The organism is Cupriavidus malaysiensis, assembly GCF_001854325.1.
Classification (GTDB): Bacteria; Pseudomonadota; Gammaproteobacteria; order Burkholderiales; family Burkholderiaceae; genus Cupriavidus; species Cupriavidus malaysiensis.
Genome location: NZ_CP017754.1, coordinates 3,029,126 through 3,044,665, shown reverse-complemented (window position 1 = coordinate 3,044,665; position 15,540 = coordinate 3,029,126). Strand labels below are relative to the sequence as shown.

General features: G+C 66.6%; 21 protein-coding genes. 18 read left to right on the top strand and 3 right to left on the bottom strand.

The annotated features are described in order from the left end of the window. The first annotated feature begins 4 nt into the window (after positions 1 to 4). On the top strand, positions 5 to 607 hold the full coding sequence (locus BKK80_RS13520) for a DNA-binding protein (RefSeq protein WP_071069841.1): 603 nt from the start codon (positions 5 to 7) through the stop codon (positions 605 to 607). An 84-nt stretch (positions 608 to 691) separates the two neighbouring features. Here BKK80_RS13520 and BKK80_RS13515 read toward each other — a convergent pair whose 3' ends face one another. Both BKK80_RS13515 and BKK80_RS13510 read right to left on the bottom strand, forming a co-directional pair. Next, on the bottom strand, positions 692 to 892 hold the full coding sequence (locus BKK80_RS13515) for a hypothetical protein (RefSeq protein ID WP_071069839.1): 201 nt from the start codon (positions 890 to 892) through the stop codon (positions 692 to 694). Positions 893 to 988: 96 nt separating this feature from the next. Continuing rightward, on the bottom strand, positions 989 to 1,570 hold the full coding sequence (locus tag BKK80_RS13510) for a hypothetical protein (RefSeq protein ID WP_071069837.1): 582 nt from the start codon (positions 1,568 to 1,570) through the stop codon (positions 989 to 991). 193 nt (positions 1,571 to 1,763) lie between these two features. Between BKK80_RS13510 and BKK80_RS13505 the strand changes: the two genes are divergently transcribed. Next, the gene (locus BKK80_RS13505; RefSeq protein WP_071069835.1) at positions 1,764 to 3,146 is read left to right on the top strand and encodes a ParB/Srx family N-terminal domain-containing protein; all 1,383 of its coding nucleotides are present in this window, start codon (positions 1,764 to 1,766) and stop codon (positions 3,144 to 3,146) included. Here the strand turns inward: BKK80_RS13505 and BKK80_RS13500 are convergent. Continuing rightward, positions 3,143 to 3,472 carry a hypothetical protein gene (locus BKK80_RS13500; RefSeq protein WP_157903227.1) on the bottom strand — a complete coding sequence of 110 codons (330 nt, stop codon included), beginning with the start codon at positions 3,470 to 3,472 and terminating at the stop codon, positions 3,143 to 3,145. The two genes, BKK80_RS13505 and BKK80_RS13500, sit on opposite strands and share 4 nt — an antisense overlap. A 245-nt stretch (positions 3,473 to 3,717) precedes the next feature. Here BKK80_RS13500 and BKK80_RS13495 point away from each other — a divergent pair, with 245 nt between their 5' ends. The 16 genes from BKK80_RS13495 (at position 3,718) to BKK80_RS13425 (ending at position 15,494) form a co-directional block, all read left to right on the top strand. After that, entirely contained in the window at positions 3,718 to 4,128 is a 411-nt protein-coding gene (locus BKK80_RS13495; RefSeq protein WP_071069831.1) for a hypothetical protein, read from the top strand. Further along, a complete protein-coding gene (gene terL / locus BKK80_RS13490; RefSeq protein WP_071069829.1) occupies positions 4,079 to 5,629 on the top strand; it encodes a phage terminase large subunit in 1,551 nt (516 codons plus the stop codon). Before BKK80_RS13495 ends, terL begins: the two co-directional genes overlap by 50 nt. A gap of 21 nt (positions 5,630 to 5,650) precedes the next feature. Then, positions 5,651 to 7,096 carry a DUF1073 domain-containing protein gene (locus tag BKK80_RS13485; RefSeq protein ID WP_071069827.1) on the top strand — a complete coding sequence of 482 codons (1,446 nt, stop codon included), beginning with the start codon at positions 5,651 to 5,653 and terminating at the stop codon, positions 7,094 to 7,096. Continuing rightward, complete coding sequence (locus tag BKK80_RS13480; protein ID WP_071069825.1) at positions 7,093 to 7,830, top strand: phage head morphogenesis protein; 738 nt, start codon at positions 7,093 to 7,095, stop codon at positions 7,828 to 7,830. The genes BKK80_RS13485 and BKK80_RS13480 overlap by 4 nt, the downstream gene beginning before the upstream one ends. 16 nt (positions 7,831 to 7,846) lie before the next feature. Beyond that, entirely contained in the window at positions 7,847 to 8,356 is a 510-nt protein-coding gene (locus BKK80_RS13475) for an LPD3 domain-containing protein (RefSeq protein WP_236903680.1), read from the top strand. Between the two features lie 223 nt (positions 8,357 to 8,579). Further along, complete coding sequence (locus tag BKK80_RS13470; RefSeq protein ID WP_236903679.1) at positions 8,580 to 9,977, top strand: DUF2213 domain-containing protein; 1,398 nt, start codon at positions 8,580 to 8,582, stop codon at positions 9,975 to 9,977. Between the two features lie 9 nt (positions 9,978 to 9,986). Beyond that, positions 9,987 to 10,493, top strand: a complete 507-nt coding sequence (locus BKK80_RS13465; RefSeq protein WP_071069819.1) for a structural cement protein Gp24 — start codon at positions 9,987 to 9,989, stop codon at positions 10,491 to 10,493. Positions 10,494 to 10,561: 68 nt separating this feature from the next. Continuing rightward, on the top strand, positions 10,562 to 11,650 hold the full coding sequence (locus BKK80_RS13460; RefSeq protein WP_071069816.1) for a DUF2184 domain-containing protein: 1,089 nt from the start codon (positions 10,562 to 10,564) through the stop codon (positions 11,648 to 11,650). A gap of 1 nt (position 11,651) precedes the next feature. Then, positions 11,652 to 12,113: an STY1053 family phage-associated protein gene (locus tag BKK80_RS13455; protein ID WP_071069813.1), complete on the top strand. Its 462-nt coding sequence runs from the start codon at positions 11,652 to 11,654 to the stop codon at positions 12,111 to 12,113. A gap of 39 nt (positions 12,114 to 12,152) precedes the next feature. Beyond that, positions 12,153 to 12,536 (top strand): DUF4054 domain-containing protein, encoded by a 384-nt coding sequence (locus tag BKK80_RS13450; RefSeq protein WP_071069811.1) that lies wholly within the window; start codon positions 12,153 to 12,155, stop codon positions 12,534 to 12,536. 8 nt (positions 12,537 to 12,544) lie between these two features. After that, positions 12,545 to 13,066, top strand: a complete 522-nt coding sequence (locus BKK80_RS13445; RefSeq protein WP_236903678.1) for a hypothetical protein — start codon at positions 12,545 to 12,547, stop codon at positions 13,064 to 13,066. A 141-nt stretch (positions 13,067 to 13,207) separates the two neighbouring features. Further along, positions 13,208 to 13,567 carry a hypothetical protein gene (locus BKK80_RS13440; RefSeq protein ID WP_157903226.1) on the top strand — a complete coding sequence of 120 codons (360 nt, stop codon included), beginning with the start codon at positions 13,208 to 13,210 and terminating at the stop codon, positions 13,565 to 13,567. Next, on the top strand, positions 13,564 to 14,376 hold the full coding sequence (locus tag BKK80_RS13435; protein WP_157903225.1) for a hypothetical protein: 813 nt from the start codon (positions 13,564 to 13,566) through the stop codon (positions 14,374 to 14,376). Before BKK80_RS13440 ends, BKK80_RS13435 begins: the two co-directional genes overlap by 4 nt. Beyond that, positions 14,373 to 14,531: a hypothetical protein gene (locus BKK80_RS36460; RefSeq protein WP_157903224.1), complete on the top strand. Its 159-nt coding sequence runs from the start codon at positions 14,373 to 14,375 to the stop codon at positions 14,529 to 14,531. The genes BKK80_RS13435 and BKK80_RS36460 overlap by 4 nt, the downstream gene beginning before the upstream one ends. A gap of 6 nt (positions 14,532 to 14,537) precedes the next feature. Next, positions 14,538 to 14,909 carry a hypothetical protein gene (locus BKK80_RS13430; RefSeq protein ID WP_071069803.1) on the top strand — a complete coding sequence of 124 codons (372 nt, stop codon included), beginning with the start codon at positions 14,538 to 14,540 and terminating at the stop codon, positions 14,907 to 14,909. 3 nt (positions 14,910 to 14,912) lie between these two features. Next, positions 14,913 to 15,494 (top strand): phage neck terminator protein, encoded by a 582-nt coding sequence (locus BKK80_RS13425; protein WP_071069801.1) that lies wholly within the window; start codon positions 14,913 to 14,915, stop codon positions 15,492 to 15,494. Positions 15,495 to 15,540: the final 46 nt, after the last annotated feature.

Here is a 15,540-nt window from a genome sequence, read left to right as displayed (position 1 = left end):
CACGATGGAAGAACGCCTCTTCGACAGCTCTCACGACGCGCTGCGCTTCGCGTTCAGCTACTCGGGCCAGCAGTACCAGGCCTCGGCGATGAACAAGGCCATGTCGCCCGCGATCGGGTCAGGGAAGGGGCTTGTCGGTGTCGACGGGGCCGCCCAGGCCGGCATGATCCGTCGAGAATTGGGTACGCTGCCCGAGCTGCATCAGCGTGTGCTGACCGCGCGCGCCGCGCCGCGCGAGCTGCCGTGCGAGTGCCGGTCGGCCTGCTGCATGGGCAAGACACTGAACCCGGAATGGGCCGAGGCCATCGTCTGGCTGACGGACCAGGCCATGCAGCAGTTGTCGGGGTCGTTCTCGCACTACCGTGTGCGCCGCTCGATCCTGGAGAAAATCTTCGGGGTGAAGATCGACCTGGTGCAGATCGCCGAGGACTGCGGCGCCCACCGGAACACGGTCGGCGAGCAGAACAAGCGCCTCAAGCTGTGGATCGAGGGCGAGCGCGGCCGCCGCGGGCTGAACTCGGCGCCCGGGGTAGAGCAGGTTGCCTGGACGGCCATCGACATCCGCCTGAAGGCCGCTGGGATGGTGAAAATCGAGGTCGCCGCTTGACAATGTGCAAATCGTGCACAAAAATGGCGTCAACTCGATACACCTGAGAACTACGTCCAAAGCCCGCGCAAGCGGGCTTTTGCGTTATATGCGGGTAAATCTTGCCTTCGTGTCAGGCATCTCGAACTGGTTCTCGGAGATTCGAACCAGCGCCTTTCCACTGCGGGTTTCGAAGGTCTGCGCCGGCTTGTCGCCGATCCGCAGTTCGTAGACGAACACGTCGTGCACGGTGCCAGTTCCCTGGTGCCGCACCTTGAAGGCGTCGACTCGCTTTCTTTCGGTCATCTGGATTCTCAATAGCCAGCCAGCCTCAATTATCGCTGCGGACCGGCTTCGGGTGTGCTCGCGACTCTCGCTGGAGAGGGCGCCTTTCGTGGGCCTCTACTTTGCCGCTACTGCTTTGCATTGAGGGCAGCTCTCATTCTGTGGCCAACCGCATGATCGGGGCGCCTTATGCCGAGCTTCGTACAGGGCCCTCAGAAACGTTGCCTCCTTCTCGCCCTGCTTCCAGCCAATAAGCGACCCGCACGGGAACAGCTCGCTGGATAGATCGATGGGGTAGTAGCAAGGAGTTGAATGATTGCCGCGGCTAGGGTTCTCACTGGTTAGGCCGATTACCGTTTTGTCCCGTTCGAGGAAAAAATCGAAGAAGTCTTTCAGGGGTCTCGGCTCATCGCTCCTGAGCAAGGCTTCCGCAGTGCTGGAACGGCTGTAAATGTGGCCGCGCTGGAGTAGCTTTTCCTTGGGCTTCTCGAAGTGGTGCTCTTTGAAGACTTCCAGCGCAGCAGGTGTGATGCCAACCACGCGCCACGACCAGGGCTTGGAGCCCATCAGACTCGTGAGCATCCGGGTTGCATCGGCCTTATTCAATTGGTCAGGACAGGCTTTGAAAGCCTTGAATTGCGCAAGGTATATCGAATACAGCGCCTCGCGGAGCTTCTTGTCTTTGTAGATGGTATTCATGCGGCACGCGATCGAATGAGGGGAAATCGAACGATTTTCCTCCCATCTTGTGCGCGCAGCAAACTCCCCTCCGCTGGCGCTCGATCTGGCGCCAGCGGATAGATTTCCTCTGTCTCCTCCACCGCTCCCCGCAGTGGATTGCCCGGCCACGCGCCGGGCTTCTTTCTTCCGCGTCCCAGCATTTCTGTCGCCTATGAAAAACCCCGACCAGCTCGCCGTCGTGTACCGCGCGGCGGCCGACCTGGTCCGGTATGAGCGGAATGCGCGGACGCACAGCGCAGCCCAGATCGAGCAGCTCAAGGCCTCGCTGCGGCGCTTCGGCTGGACCAACGCGGCCTTGACCGCCGGCGACGAGCTGCTGGCCGGGCACGGCCGGCTTGAGGCGGCCACGCAGCTGTGGGCGGCCGGCGAGTCCATCCGCCACTGCCCAGTGGCTGGCGAGGTGCCCACGGTCGACCTGTCACACCTGGACGCTGACGAGCGCCGAGCCTACATCCTGGCCGACAACAAGCTGGCCGAGAACGCTGGCTGGGACACCGCACTGCTGGCCGCCGAGCTGGCGGACCTGCGTGATGCCGAGTTCGACCTGAGCCTGATCGGCTTCGACGCGGGTGAGCTGGCCGAGCTGCTGGACCCCGGCGAGCCGGGCCCGGGCGGCGCCAGCAAGAGCCTGGCCGACCGGTTCATGGTGCCGCCGTTCAGCACGCTCAACGCGCGCGACGCGGCCTGGCAGGAACGCAAGGCCGCCTGGCTGGCGCTGGGTATCCAGTCCGAGTTGGGCCGCGACGCGCCGGCCTACGCCAAGGCGTCCGAGCACCAGAAGGCGGACAGCGGCGCGCCGGCGCAGCACCGGACCAGCATCTTCGACCCGGTGCTGTGCGAACTGGCCTACAGCTGGTTCTGCCCGCCGGGCGGGATTGTGCTGGACCCGTTCGCCGGCGGCAGCGTGCGCGGCCTGGTGGCCTCGCGGCTGGGCCGGCAGTACATCGGCATGGAGCTGCGCGCCGAGCAGGTGGAAGCGAACCGCGGCCAGCTCCACCTGGTGCGGACGGAAGACCCGGCGCCGGCCTGGCACGTGGGCGACAGCCGGCAGATCGGCCGGCGCCTGGCAGACCTGGAAGCCGACTTCGTGTTCTCGTGCCCGCCCTATGCGGACCTCGAGCGCTATTCGGACGATCCGGCCGACCTGTCCACGATGGACTATCCGGCCTTCCTGACCGCCTACCGCGAGGTGATCGCCGGCGCAGTGGGGCAGCTCAAGCCCGACCGCTTCGCCTGCTTCGTGGTCGGCGACGTGCGCGAGAAGCGCGGCACCGGGCCATACCGGAACTTCGTGGCGGACACGATCGAAGCCTTCCTCGATGCGGGCATGGCGCTGTACAACCACGCGGTGCTACTGACCGCCCTGGGCAGCCTGCCCATCCGGGCCGGCAAGCAGTTCAGCGCCAGCCGGAAGCTGGGCACAGCCCACCAGCACGTGCTGGTGTTCGTGAAGGGCGACTGGAAGCGGGCAGTGGCCGCCTGCGGCGATGTGGAGATCTCAGACGACCTGTTCCCCGACGCCGAGACGTCCTAGGACAGGGCGTAGCTGAGCCAGCCTGCGCCGAACAGGAAGAAGGCAAGCGATGCGAAGCCGAGCCACTTGAACCAGGGGGATTCCAGTACCTGCTGCATTTCAGGATGATCGGCGTCCCCGAGGATGAGCGCCTCGATTTGCCGTTTTCGGTGCATCCGGAGATCTTGCGAGCCCATTCCAAGCGCCAGCACGGCGGCGTAGAGGCCGAGCGTGAAGAGCCAGATCCATGCGCCGGCGACGCCAGCTTTCCCCTGTAGGAGGCCCGTGCCAGCCAGCGTCGCAGATGCGGTGAGGCCTAGGCCGTTCAGCAGGGTCAAGTGCTTCATGAACTCCTGCTTCCAAGACCAGTACTGGCCAAATATGGCCGTATAGACCGCCATGCTCTCTGCCCGTCTGTGGGTTGCAGCCAGTGCCCGTGGCGGCGCGGCCACCTGCGAACGGCGGTGGCTTGGGCGGCGTAGCGATCTCCTATGCTGTGCCATCTCGAATCCTGAAAGACGCAAATCCTTCTATTTCGGCGGTGAGCCCGGCTGTTTAAGCCCTCCGGAAGTTGGGGGTGGGAAGCAATGACATGGCAGGACGCAAGCCCTTCGTGCCGACGGACGAGGACCGGAAGCTGGTGCTCTCCCTCGCCGGCTTCGGCGCGCCGCACGAGTACATTGCCGAGCGGGTCCACAACCCGCAGACGGGCAAGGCGCTCGGTGTGGTCTCGCTCAGGAAGTACTTCCGCAAGGAGCTGGACAGCGGCAAGGACCAGGCCAACACGCTCGTCGCGCAGTCGCTGTTCCGGCATGCCACCGGCAGCGGCAAAGGCGCCGTGACGGCGGCCATCTTCTGGCTGAAGACCCAGGCCGGCTGGAAGGAGCCACCTCAGGGCGTCGAGCTGACCGGCAAGGACGGCGGACCGGTCGAACAACGCACCACCGTCGTCGATGAAAAACAGGTCGCAGCCGCCGTCGCCAAGCTCGAGGACGACTATTGACCCTGCGGTCGAGCGCGCCGTCCTGAAGGCGAAGTGCGAGCGCGATCACCTGTTTTTCAGCCGGTACTTCTTCAAGCACCGGCAAGGCATCAAGTTCCGGGTCAACTGGCACCACGTCCTGATTGCGGACACGGTCCAGCGCGTGATCGACGGCGAGCTGAAGAACGTCGTCATCAACGTGCCGCCGGGCTCGTCGAAGACCGAGCTGGTGGCGATCAACCTGATCGCCCGGGGGCTGGCGCGGAACCCGCGCGCGCGGTTCCTGCACATCTCCTACTCGGATGACCTGGCGCTGCTGAACAGCGAGACGGCGCGCGAGATCGTGCAGTCGGACGAGTACCAGGCTCTCTGGCCGCTGACCATCGCGGCAGACGCCAAGTCGAAGAAGCGCTGGAACGTCGTTTCCGAGGGCAAGAAAGCGGGCGGCGTGTACGCGGTCTCGCTCGGCGGCCAGATCACGGGCTTCCGCGCGGGCCACATGGCGGAGGGGTGGCAGGGCGCCATCATCATCGACGACCCGCTGAAGGTCGAGGACGCCTACAGCAAGACGAATCGCGACAAGGCGAACCGCAAGCTGCTGTCGACGGTGAAGAGCCGGAAGGCCAACCCGGACACGCCGATCATCGTGATCATGCAGCGGCTGGCCGAGGAAGACCCGACGGGCTTCATCAAAGCCGGCAAGGTGCCGGGCGACTGGGAGTTCATCGAGATCCCGGCGCTGATCACCGATGAGTATGTCGATCGGCTGCCCGAGCGCGTGCGCGCGCTGGTCGAGCGCGGCGAGACGGACGACGCGGGCCGGTTCAGCTACTGGCCGTATAAGGAGCCGCTCGACGACCTGCTGGCCAGCGAGAAGGCTGACCGCTACGTCTTCAGCGGCCAGTACATGCAGCGCCCGAGCCCGCTGGGCGGCGGGATCATCCAGAGCGGCAAGTTCCAGCGCTACCGCGTGCTGCCGCAGCTGCGCCATCGCCACATCTACGGCGACACGGCGCAGAAGACGGCCGAGCGCAACGACTACAGCGTCTTCGAATGCTGGGGGCTTGGCTACGACAACCGCCTCTACCTGCTGGACCTGATCCGCGGGAAGTGGACGGCGCCGCAGCTCAAGCAGCAGGCCATCGACTTTTGGAACAAGCATCTGGCCGCCGGCAGCGACGCGAACCTGGGCGCGCTGCGGCAGATGTACGTCGAGGACAAGGCGAGCGGTACCGGCCTGATCCAGGACATCCAGGACGAGGGGCGATTCCCGATCGAGGGCATCCCGCGCTCGACCGACAAGCTCACGCGCGTCATGGACGTGGTGAGCTGGATCGATTCCGGCTTCGTCTGCATTCCAGAAGAGGCGCCGTGGGCGAGCGACTTCACGACTGAGTGCGATGCGTTCACCGCGGACGACACGCACATGCACGACGACCAGATCGATCCGATGGTCGACGCGATCAATGACATGCTCGGCGCTGCCCGGGGCCTTTCGGTCTGGGAGAAGCTGGCCGGGTAGCAACGACAGGACGTTCTCCCCATGGCGCGAAAGAACCGGCCCACCTCCCGCCAGCAGCCGGCCGCGCAGCGCACGAACGACTCGTTCGCGAACTTCCAGGCTCGGCTGGGCTGGGGCGCCGAGAACCAGTCGTCCGCGTCCCAGTACACGCTGACCTACCAGAGCCGCAACCGGGTCTGGCTGGAAGCCGCGTATCGCGGTTCCTGGATCGTCGGCGCCGCGGTCGACGCGATCCCCGAGGACATGACCCGCAAGGGCATTGAGATGTCCGGCCTGGACCCGGCCGACATCAACAAGCTTGAGCGCGACATGATGCGCCTGGCGATCTGGGAATCGCTGTGCGACAACGGCAAGTGGGCCCAGCTCTACGGCGGCTCGATCGCGGTCATGCTGATCGAGGGCCAGGATCTGGCGACGCCGCTTCGGGTCGAGACGGTCGGTCGCGGCCAGTTCAAGGGGCTCGCCGTGCTCGATCGCTGGATGATCGCGCCGCCCGTCGGCGAGGTTGTGAAGGAACTCGGGCCGGATCTCGGCAAGCCCGAGTACTACGACGTCATCGCCGAGTCGGCTGGGCTGCCGAGGGGGCGCATCCACCATTCCCGCGTGCTGCGGATGGATGGCAAGGAGCTGCCGCACTTCCAGCGCATCAGCGAGAACGGGTGGGGCCTGTCGGTGCTTGAGCCGATGTGGGACCGGCTGATCGCGTTCGACAGCGCGACGGTCGGCGTCGGCCAGCTGGTCTACAAGGCTCACCTGCGCGTCATCAGCATCGAGAACCTGCGCGAGATTGTCGCCATGGGCGGCCCCGCGCTGTCTGGCCTGAAGGCGCAGATCGAGTTCACGCGCCTCGCGCAGACGAACGAGGGCATGACCGTCCTCGATGCGAAGGACAAGTTCGAGACGCACCAGTACACCTTCAGCGGCCTGTCGGACGTGCTGATCCAGTTCGCGCAGCAGCTCAGCGGCGCCACTGGCATCCCGCTCACGCGGCTGTTCGGCCAGGCCCCGCAGGGCCTGAACGCCACGGGCGAAGGCGAAATGAAGCAGTACCACGAGAAGGTGCACGGGCGGCAGGAACGCTCGCTGCGCAACCCGATGCACCGGCTGCTGGCGGTGATGTCGATGTCGTCGCTCGGCCGGCCGCTGCCGGAAGACTTTGCCTTCGAGTTCCGCAGCCTGCAGGAGATGTCGGAGAAGGAGAAGTCCGAGATCGGCGAGAAGACGACGAATTCCGTCGCCACGGCGGTCGACGCGAACCTGCTCAGCCGCAGCGGCGGCATGAAGGAGCTGAAGGCATCCGCGCCGAACACCGGCATGTTCGGCAGCATCACCGACGAGCAGATCGCCGAGGCCGAGCAGCAGGAGCGGGATGTGCCGCCGCCCGGGCCGGAGCTGGCGCTGCCCGACCTGGGCGCCCTGGCGAACACCAAGGACTCGTTCTTCCGGCGATTCTTCACGAAGCGATGATCCTCACCCTCGACCGCAAGCGCAAAGGCAACCCGGTCAACACGCGCGGCGCAGAGAAGCGCTACGGCTCGGCGCTGAAGAAGGTCGCCGCGCAGGTGGGCACGATCATCCAGCCGTTCACGCCCGGCGACCTCAGCCAGGTGCCGACGATCGAGCGCCTGCTGAACGCCTACGCCGACATGCTGCAGCAGTGGGCGACGATGACCGCCAGCAACATGCTGATGGACGTCGCGCTGCGGGATGAGCAGAACTGGAAGGTGCTGGCCCGCGACATGGGCCGGTCGCTGCGGGACGAGATCCGGAACGCGCCGACGGGCGAGGTCATGCGCCAGTTGCTGGCCGAGCAGGTCGACCTGATCCAGAGCATTCCCCGCGAGGCTGCCGTGCGGGTGCACCGGCTCACGCTGGAAGGCATCGAGAACAGCAGCCGGGCCAGCGCGATCGCGGCCGAGATCATGCGCTCGGAAGAGGTCTCGGCGAGCCGGGCGCTGCTGATCGCGCGGACAGAGGTCACGCGCACCGCGACCACGCTGACGCAGGCCCGCGCCACGCACGTCGGGTCGAAGGGATACATCTGGCGCACGGCTGGCGACGGTGACGTGCGGAAGTCGCATCGGGAGATGAACAGCGAGTTCGTCCCCTGGGATGAGCCGCCAGAGCTAGACGGCATGACCGGCCACGCCGGCTGCCTGCCGAATTGCCGGTGCTACGCCGACCCGGTACTGCCGGACTGAATTGATGCGACGGAATTTGCATATCCACATCCACGTGCGTGACGCGCAGTGGGAGGAAGAGAAGCACCCGCGCGCCAAGAACGGCCAGTTCGGTGCTGGCGGCGCCGGCGGCGCGCAGGCTGCGAGCGGCGAGCACGCCGTCACGGTCCGCGGCGACGAGCTGGGCGACTACACCAGCATGAAGGAGCTGCGGCAGAAGGCGCTGGCGCACGCCGAGCAGTTCATCGGGAAGTCGTTCAGCAACCGCGCGACGGGCAACAAGATCCTGGTGACCAAAGCCGGCGTGAAGCACACCGTCTCTGGCGCATCGGACATGCTGGTGCGCACGGTCCCGGCGATTCCGGCTTTGCTCGAGGAAGCGAAGTTGGTGGCGTCGGCCCCGGACAAGCGCGGGGACGTGAACATCCTGGCGGTGGAGACCTACGAGGCGCCGGTCACGATCGACGGCCAGGCCCACAGGGCGATCTTGACCGTGAAGAAGTACTCGGATGGCCGTCGCTACTACGACCACGGGCTCGTGAAATGAAAAGAGACCGGCGTTTAAGTAAGGTACCTCGCACGCTGCCAGGGCGGGATGGTTTGAACCTCCGTCGGTCTCAGCGGCGATTATAGCGCCGATCTCGCGCCGCGTTTATCTGTGTCGAATCAAGCACTTACCAGCCCGCCCAGCGCGGGCTTTTTTGCGTCTGACCATGACCGCTCCATGCCAATGCGGCCGCTGCCGGCCGAAGACCGCCACTCAGGACGCCGTGAGCGCCTCGGGCTTCTTCACGTCCCAGCAGCTGGGCCCCAAGCAGTCGTTCACGCCTGAAGGCTTCCTGCTGTGCGAAGAGGTGCCGATCGCGCGCATCGGCACGCAGGACTACGCCGAGATCGAGCTGCCGGGCCTGGTGGGCAAGGACGGCGTGATCGTGGTCGAGCGCACGGCCGACGTTGTGTTCAGCCCGGAGACGATCGCCAGCTTCGCCGGGAAGCCCGTCACGATCAACCACCCGTCGGATGGCGTGACACCGGACAACTGGTCTGCGGTGGCCAAGGGAACTGCCCACAACATCCGGCGCGGCGCCGGCGCGCTGAGCGACTTCCTGCTGGCCGACCTGCTGATCACCGACAAGGGCGCCATTAATGAAGTGCGCGCCGGCCAGCTGCTCGAGGTGAGCTGCGGCTACGACTCCGATTACGAGCAAATCGCGCCGGGGCGGGCGCGGCAGGTGACGGTGCTGGGAAACCACGTCGCGCTTGTGAAGAACGCCCGCTGTGGCCCCAGTTGTTCGATTGGGGATAGCAAAGCCAACCTGACTGGAGAAAGCGATATGGCAACCAAGAAGAAGCCGGCGCCGTCGAGCCTGCTCGACAAGCTGCGCAAGGCCTTCATGACTCGCGACTCGGAGGCCTTCGAGGCCGCCGCCAACGAGATGACGGGCGACGAAGACGAGTCCGGCGAGCAGCACATCCACATTCACATGCCTGGTGCCGCCGGCGCGGAAGGCGCCACCGTCAAAGACGGCGGGGAGGGCGCTGGCGGTGGTGCCGGTGCCGGTGCCGGTGCCGGTGCCGGTGCCGGCGGCGGCGCTGAGCCCATGGACAAGGTGCTGGGCGCGATCGCCGAGCTGGGCGAGGCGGTCAAGGCGATCGGCGACCGCGTCGCGAAGCTCGAAGCCGGCGGCACGGCCACCGGCGATGGCGATGATGACGAGGACGGTGACGGCACCGGGGAGGGCGATGGCGCCGGCGATGGTGGCAAAGGGGCCAAGCCGACCGCCGACAGCGCCGGCCTGCGCGACGAGTTCCAGGACGCGCTCTCGCGCGCCGAGATCCTGGCCCCGGGCGTCCGGCTACCGACCTACGACTCGAAGTCGGACCGCAAGAAGACCGCCGACTCGATCTGCGTGCTGCGCCGCCGCGCGTTGCGCGCCTCGCTGGCGAACGAGAACGCCGACCTGGTGCAGTCCGTGACCGGCGGCGCCGACGTCTCGAAGCTGACCTGCGACGCCGCCAAGGTGGTGTTCAACGCGGCGTCCGAGCTCGTCAAGCAGCGCAACAAGATCGCCCTCCAATCCCGCACCGGCGATGGCCATGGCCAGCAGCCGGCGGAGAAGAAGGACATCAACCAGATCCACGCGGAATTCTGGAAAAACCGGAAGTAAGGAGCCGACATGCCCTCGTTGCAAGCCTATACCTATCGCATGCCGGCGGGCTTCGCCGGTGACCTGCAGCGCGCCGAAGCGTCGACTGTGGAACCGCAGCTGATCGATTCGTCCGCCCCGCCCACCGCCTTCGGCGTCGCCGTGAAGATGGTGAACGGCAAGGTCCAGCCGATCAACAGCGGCTCGGACACCGCGGCGTTGGTCTACGGCGTCAATCTGCGCGCCTACCCGATCCAGACCAACGGCAGCGACCCGCTGGGCACCTCGACGCCGCCCGTGGCCGGTCTGACCGACATCCTCAAGCGCGGCTACGTCAACGTGCAACTGAACGGCGCGACCGCCGCGGCGAAGGGCGGCACCGTCTACGTGCGCGTGGCGAACGCCAGCGCCGGCAAGCCGATCGGCGGCTTCGAGGCGGCGGCCGACGGCGCCAACACCGTCGCGATGCCGGCCAGCTGGTACTTCACGGGGCCGGCCGACGCCTACAGCATCACCGAGATCGCGATCAACATCTGATCCTTGGCGCCGGACGGCGCATCAACCAGCCCCGCCCAGGCGGGGTTCTGTTTTTCCGGAGCCAACACATGGATATGTCCGAACTGAAGCGCCTGCAGCGCTTGGCCGCCGCAGGCAGCCGCAGCGAGATCGCCGAAGCGACTCGCCGCCTGATCCGTGCGCGCACGCACGACGGCATGATGACCTACGACCAGGCCACTATCGACTCGACCGGCGTGTTTCTCGTCGGCCAGCTCGAACGCCTGGACCAGACGTTGAACGAGCCCCTGGTCGAGTACACCTGGTCGCGCGACGTCCACATCCGCAGCGACGTGTCGGCGGCCGACGAGATCGCGTCGTTCACCAACTCGGCCTTCGGCATGAGCGGTGGCATCAACCCGAACGGCCTCAACTGGATCTCGAACGAGGGCAACGCGCTCGCCGGCCCGTCGGTCGACATCGGCAAGACGCCGCAGCCGCTGCGCCTGTGGGGTGCCGAGGTCAAGTACACGGTGCCCGAACTGGTGAAATCGCAGCGGCTCGGGATGCCGATCGACGCGCAGAAGGTCGAGGCCATGAACCTGAAGCGGAACATGGACATCGACCAGATCGTCTACTACGGCGACTCGCAGCTTGGCTTCACCGGCCTGGTCAACTCCAACTCGGCAGTCGGCAGCGTCTCCAACGTCGGCAACGGCGTCGGCGGCACGCCTCAGTGGACGACCAAGACGCCGAGCGAGATCCTGAAGGACGTCAACGAGCTGCTGACCTCTGCCTGGCAGGCCTCCGGCTGGAAGGTGAAGCCGAACCGCCTGATGCTGCCGCCGGCCCAGCTCGGCTATGTCGCGTCGCAGCCGGTCAACACCGCCGCCCAGAAGTCGATTCTGACCTACATCCTCGAGAACAACATCTGCACGCAGCAAGGCGTGCCGCTGGAGATCCTCGAGCTGAAGTGGCTGATCGGCGCCGGCGTCGGCGGCACCCAGGGCCAGCTGGGCACGGTCGACCGCATGGTCGCGTACAACAACGACAAGAAGTACGTGCAGTACCCGATGACGGACCTGCAGCGCACGCCGCTCGAGTACCGCTCGCTGTTCCAGATCACGACCTACTGGAGCCGCCTCGGCCAGATCGAGTGGCGCTACGGCGTGACGGCGGCCTACCGCGACGGGATCTGACATGCCGAAGATCTACATCAAGACCCCGTTCACGCTCACCCACGACGACGGCGCCAAGGTGCATTTCGTCATCGGTGAGCAGGAAGTCGACCAGGCCCTCGCGGATCACTGGTACGTCAAGGCGCATGCCGGCGAGAAGCCGGTAGCCGGGGCGCCGGCGTCGGCCGAGGGCGCCCCCGTGGGCCCCACCGAGGCCGACGGCCTGGCCGAGCAGCGCGCGGCGCTCGACGCCGCCGCCCAGGCGCTGGCCGGCCGCGAGCAGCAGCTCGACCAGCGCACGGCCGACCTGGCCGCCCGCGATGCGGCGCTCGCCGCGCGCGAGCGTGCCGTCGCCGACCGGGAAGACGCGGCCGACGAGCGCGACGTCTCGCTGCTGAACCGCGAGAAGGCGATCGCCGAGCGCGAGCAGGCAGCCGAGAAGGCCACGGCGGAAGCGCCGAAGGCGTCGAAGCAGTCGAAATGAGGGGTATGATGCCCCGAGAGGGGCATCGCCATTCCTGCCATGACACCTGAACAGTTCCGCGCCGACTTCCCGGAGTTCTCCGACACGACGAAGTACCCGAACACGCTCATCCAGATGTGGCTGACCGTGGCGACGTCGCTGGTGAATCCCGTCCGCTGGATGGAACTCACCAATCTGGGGTTGGCGCTCGTCACGGCCCACCACCTGGTGCTGGCGCAGCGGGACGGCGCCACGGCCGACGTGGGCGGCACGCCCGGCGAGGTCAAGGGGCCGACGTCGTCCAAGTCGGTCGACAAGGTGTCGGTCTCCTACGACACGGGCGCCGTGGCGCTGTCGGACGCCGGATTCTGGAACATGACGTCGTACGGAATCCGGTTCCTCAACTTCGCGCGCATGATAGGCGCCGGGGGCCTGCAGCTATGACCGTCAAGATGACCGTCGACAAGCTCGGCGCGGTCATCAAGGCGATCAGCCAACTGGCCACCAAGGAGGTGCTCGTCGGCGTGCCGCAGGCGAATGCCGAGCGGGACGACGACCAGCCCATCAGCAACGCGGCGATCGGCTACCTGATGGAGACCGGCTCGCCGGCGAACAACATCCGGGCGCGCCCGCACCTGGTGCCCGGCATCCAGGACGTCCAGGACGAGGTCGCCGGCCGGCTGCGCAAGGCCGCGACCGCCGCGCTGACCGGCTCGCCGAGCGGCGTCAACGCTGCGCTGAACGCCGCTGGCATGGTCGGGCAGCGGGGCGTGCGCGCCAAGATCACCGATGGGCCGTTCGTGCCGCTGGCCGAGTCGACGCTGCGTGCGCGCGCGCGGCGTGGCCGGAAGGGCGCCGCGAAGGAGCTGGCCAGCCGCGCCGCTGGCAACACCCCGGACAACGCGAACGCGAAGCCGCTGATCGACACCGGCCAATACAGGCAGGCGATCACCTACGTGGTCCGCCAGAAGTAACCCGTCATCACTGAAACCTGAGGGCTGCCGCGTGCGGCCCTTTTCCGTTGGGCGTTTCCCCGCCGGTCAGCCCTGATCGGCCCCTCGGCCAGTCTCCGGACTGCCGCAGCCACCCCGCACCCCTGATTCCCGAGGACTGAAATGCAACGCTTGATCAATGGCGATCTCGTGGAGGTCAGCGCTGGCCTGAGCTTCTACCCGAGCGGCGCCGCGCAGAACCCGCCGACCGCCGGCGCGGCACTGGCCGTGACCGCCGCGGTCCAGCAGATCAGCCTGCCGGCCACGCTCACGCGCGCCGCGACGGTGCGCATCGCCAACTACGGCACGCAGCCGATCGCCTTCGCATACGGCACCGCGGCGGGGCTGACGATGGCAAACGGCGTCTTCATGCTGGCCGGGACGGTCGAGACGTTCTATCTGCCGGCCGGCACGTCGAAGCTCAGTCTGATCGCGCCGGGGCCTGGCTCGACGGTGTATGTCAGCGTGGGGGACGCACAATGACGATGCGAGCTGCGGTAACCAGCGCCGTTCCAACGGTAGGCCTCGCGGGCGGCGCTATCCAGACCGCCGCTTACACCTGGGCCGCCGGCGACCTGGGCAACTGCCTGATCCTCAACCCCGCGTCCGCCATCTCGCAGGCCCTGCCGACCCCAACGGGCTCGTCCGGCAACTTCGCGAACGGCTGGAACGCCAGCGTGGAGAACGTCTCGGGCAACGTGGTGACGCTGACGGTGCCCGCTGGCGTGAGCCTGGACGGCGTGAGCAACGGATCGGTCACGCTCTACCCGAACACCGGGTGTCGATTCTTCACGGACGGCACGAACTGGTACACGACTCGCGGCCTGTCGAACGGCGGCGGCGTTGGACTGAAGGCGCCGGGAGTCCTGTACACATCGTCTGCGGCCAGCACCTTGACGGGAACCACGTCGCAGACGGTCATGGCGACGGTGGTGATACCAGCCAATGCGATCGCTGATGGCGGCAAGTTGGAGGTCGACGGGATCGTGAGTGCAAACACGAGCCCGGCGGGTACACGGCAGTTCACGCTGGCGCTCAACGGCATTTCGTGCCTGACCACGACGCTCGCGACTACAGCATTTGGGTCGTTCCCCTACATGGAGTTCTACCGGCGCGGCACTTCCATGGTGCACGCTACATCCATCGTGCCGGCGACATCCATCACCGCAGGCCTGCAGACGCGTGCCGTAGACCCGACGCAAGCGATCACCCTGACTATGCTCATGCAGTTGGCCAACGCAGCGGACAGCATCACGCTGGACGCTATGACCGTTAAGGTGTTGAACAAATGATTACCGTGCCAGTCGTGATCGTTCAAACCGATTCCGGACCAGTCATCGCGCCGGCCTCGCCGCTTCCAGACAACCGGATCTACACGGTCTGCGACGGCGTGAACTACACCGTCTACGAGCCGGGCGACACCGTGCCGGCGCAGGCGCGGGGGTAATCGACCATGCCGCTACTCGACGTCTCCGATGTCCTGCTGGACCCGGACTTCCTCGACACCACGCTGGTCGTGACCCGCAACGCGCAGACGGTCGGTAGCGACGGCATCGCCGTCGACACGCCGATGACCGGCCCCTTCTACGGCGTGGTCACCAGCATGGGCGGCGCCGTCCTGCAGCGCGTGGCGGAAGGCGCGCGGATCACCGACACGATCACCATCCACACGCAATTCCAGCTGATCCCGGGCCAGGAAGGGTTCGACGCCGATATGGTGACGTGGTCCGGCCGGCAATGGACGGTGACCAACGTGAACAGCTACAGCTCGTACGGCCGTGGCTTCATCGCCGCGACGTGCACGCTGAAGAAGCTCGCAGGGTGACCCATGAACGACAGTTCCACTGGCGGCTACCTCTCGCCGGCCGCCGCGTCGCCGCCGCTGGAGGATGCTGCACTCGACGCGGTGTTCCAGCAGATGGTCGTCGGCATCACCGGACTGCCCGGCAACATGGTCCGCCCGCGCTGGCAGCCGACGGTGCCGAAGCAGCCCGAGCCGTCGGTCAACTGGTGCGCGCTCGGCGTCACGGTGCAGACGGCGGACGCCGGCCCGGCGATCACCCACAACCCGGCCGGCGAGGGCAGCGACACTTCGGTGCGGCATCAGGAGATCGACGTCCTGGCGTCGTTCTACGGCCACAACGCCAAGCAGTACGCGCAGCAGCTGGTGGACGGCCTCGGCATCCCGCAGAACCTCGAACAGCTCAAGGCCAACGACATGCAGTCGGTCGCTGAGGGCTCGATCCGCGGCGCGCCGGATCTGCTCAACGAGCAGTGGATCCGGCGCTATGACGTCGTGCTGAGCTTCCGCCGCAAGATTACGCGCACCTACGCCGTGCTGAACGTCAAGTCCGCCGGTGTGGAGGTGCAGACGCCCACCACCACGGCGCCAGTCAGCGTCACCCCGTAATTCCCGATTCACCCCTTCGACAAGCCCGCCGCGCGCGGGCTTTCTG

What these genes read in the sequence shown, in the direction of transcription:
- BKK80_RS13520 (WP_071069841.1), top strand. Translation starts at nt 5, where the DNA reads ATGGAAGAACGCCTCTTCGACAGCTCTCACGACGCGCTGCGCTTCGCG.
- BKK80_RS13515 (WP_071069839.1), bottom strand. Translation starts at nt 892, where the DNA reads ATGACCGAAAGAAAGCGAGTCGACGCCTTCAAGGTGCGGCACCAGGGA.
- BKK80_RS13510 (WP_071069837.1), bottom strand. Translation starts at nt 1,570, where the DNA reads ATGAATACCATCTACAAAGACAAGAAGCTCCGCGAGGCGCTGTATTCG.
- BKK80_RS13505 (WP_071069835.1), top strand. Translation starts at nt 1,764, where the DNA reads ATGAAAAACCCCGACCAGCTCGCCGTCGTGTACCGCGCGGCGGCCGAC.
- BKK80_RS13500 (WP_157903227.1), bottom strand. Translation starts at nt 3,472, where the DNA reads ATGAAGCACTTGACCCTGCTGAACGGCCTAGGCCTCACCGCATCTGCG.
- BKK80_RS13495 (WP_071069831.1), top strand. Translation starts at nt 3,718, where the DNA reads ATGGCAGGACGCAAGCCCTTCGTGCCGACGGACGAGGACCGGAAGCTG.
- terL (WP_071069829.1), top strand. Translation starts at nt 4,079, where the DNA reads ATGAAAAACAGGTCGCAGCCGCCGTCGCCAAGCTCGAGGACGACTATT.
- BKK80_RS13485 (WP_071069827.1), top strand. Translation starts at nt 5,651, where the DNA reads ATGGCGCGAAAGAACCGGCCCACCTCCCGCCAGCAGCCGGCCGCGCAG.
- BKK80_RS13480 (WP_071069825.1), top strand. Translation starts at nt 7,093, where the DNA reads ATGATCCTCACCCTCGACCGCAAGCGCAAAGGCAACCCGGTCAACACG.
- BKK80_RS13465 (WP_071069819.1), top strand. Translation starts at nt 9,987, where the DNA reads ATGCCCTCGTTGCAAGCCTATACCTATCGCATGCCGGCGGGCTTCGCC.
- BKK80_RS13460 (WP_071069816.1), top strand. Translation starts at nt 10,562, where the DNA reads ATGGATATGTCCGAACTGAAGCGCCTGCAGCGCTTGGCCGCCGCAGGC.
- BKK80_RS13455 (WP_071069813.1), top strand. Translation starts at nt 11,652, where the DNA reads ATGCCGAAGATCTACATCAAGACCCCGTTCACGCTCACCCACGACGAC.
- BKK80_RS13450 (WP_071069811.1), top strand. Translation starts at nt 12,153, where the DNA reads ATGACACCTGAACAGTTCCGCGCCGACTTCCCGGAGTTCTCCGACACG.
- BKK80_RS13445 (WP_236903678.1), top strand. Translation starts at nt 12,545, where the DNA reads ATGACCGTCGACAAGCTCGGCGCGGTCATCAAGGCGATCAGCCAACTG.
- BKK80_RS13440 (WP_157903226.1), top strand. Translation starts at nt 13,208, where the DNA reads ATGCAACGCTTGATCAATGGCGATCTCGTGGAGGTCAGCGCTGGCCTG.
- BKK80_RS13435 (WP_157903225.1), top strand. Translation starts at nt 13,564, where the DNA reads ATGACGATGCGAGCTGCGGTAACCAGCGCCGTTCCAACGGTAGGCCTC.
- BKK80_RS36460 (WP_157903224.1), top strand. Translation starts at nt 14,373, where the DNA reads ATGATTACCGTGCCAGTCGTGATCGTTCAAACCGATTCCGGACCAGTC.
- BKK80_RS13430 (WP_071069803.1), top strand. Translation starts at nt 14,538, where the DNA reads ATGCCGCTACTCGACGTCTCCGATGTCCTGCTGGACCCGGACTTCCTC.
- BKK80_RS13425 (WP_071069801.1), top strand. Translation starts at nt 14,913, where the DNA reads ATGAACGACAGTTCCACTGGCGGCTACCTCTCGCCGGCCGCCGCGTCG.